Raw genomic sequence first — 1,068 nt, forward strand, 5'->3', positions numbered from 1 at the left:
TCCCCGGAGAAGGCTTCCCCGTTGGGAACAACCCCGAGCGAAACTCTGGATAAACGAAGTCTCCCGCTTTTAATCGCGCACCTGCATAACCTTCATTGAAGGTTATGCACTCAATTGGTGAGCTGGGGATTCGTTCGGAGGTGTTGGATTCCGGTGATGATGTGGAGCACTCGTTGCAGGCGAGTGAGTAGTCGGCGGTAGCGTGTGGCGATGATTTTCCAGTTTTTCAGGTGAGCGATGGCGCGTTCTCCGGGAGCGCGGAGACGGGATAGGGCCGTGTTGAATTTTTTCTGGGGTGGAATCCAGCTCGTATCCCTTCGGGGATGTCCGAGGGTGGGTGACAGTGCTGCCGAGGTAGCCGAGATCACCAAGGGTGTTGGACTGATTCGGTGCCATGTAATACGAGGATTCACGGAACACCGTGAGATCATGGGTGGCGCCTGGAAAGATCTCGGACAGTGTGATGAGGTTTCGCTGGATATCGGTTGCGGCATGAAAGCTGACTCCGTAGCGCCGATGTGTGCCGGAGTAGAGTTGATCCTGGTCACGTCGGTTTCCGGTGGGGAGGAACACTCCGTCGATCACGGCGGCATCGTCGCCGATCTCTTCAGGAGTCAGGCAGAACTCCTCCAGGATATCGGCCAGGATCGGTTCGATCCGAGACAGCACTCGCGATAGCGTTGATCGCGTCGTCTGAGGCACCGCGGCCAGTTGCTGCTGAGTCAGATGCGTCCGAAAATATTTCAATGTTATCGCCACAGCCGTCAACACCGAGAACGTGTTCCTCGTATCCCAGTGGACAACTCCGCTGATCCGCTCGGTCAGCCGGCACAGTTGGTCCTCACACAGGCCTGTGGTATCGCAACGGCTTTTCCTTGTGTGCGTGGGTTTTTGGTCGAACACCATCGTACCAGAAAAGCCGTTGCTTTTTCTGCATCAGACCACAGATTCAATTTACCTGCATAACCTTCATTGAAGGTTATGCAGGTGCGCGATTAAAAGCGGGAGACTTCGTTTATCCAGAGTTTCGCTCGGGGTTGTTCCCAACGGGGAAGCCTTCTCCGGGGA

The 1,068-nt window shown here is 55.4% G+C and carries 1 protein-coding gene; it reads right to left on the bottom strand.

Annotation, left to right across the window (positions count from 1 at the left end; genetic code table 11):
* Positions 1–102: 102 nt before the first annotated feature.
* Positions 103–906 carry a transposase family protein gene (locus BLQ75_RS22870; RefSeq protein ID WP_092604734.1) on the bottom strand — a complete coding sequence of 268 codons (804 nt, stop codon included), beginning with the start codon at positions 904–906 and terminating at the stop codon, positions 103–105.
* Between the last annotated feature and the right edge of the window lie 162 nt (positions 907–1,068).

It is taken from the genome of Actinopolyspora xinjiangensis (genome assembly GCF_900104475.1).
Lineage (GTDB): Bacteria > Actinomycetota > Actinomycetes > Mycobacteriales > Pseudonocardiaceae > Actinopolyspora > Actinopolyspora xinjiangensis.

What these genes read in the sequence shown, in the direction of transcription:
- BLQ75_RS22870 (WP_092604734.1), bottom strand. Translation starts at nt 906, where the DNA reads ATGGTGTTCGACCAAAAACCCACGCACACAAGGAAAAGCCGTTGCGAT.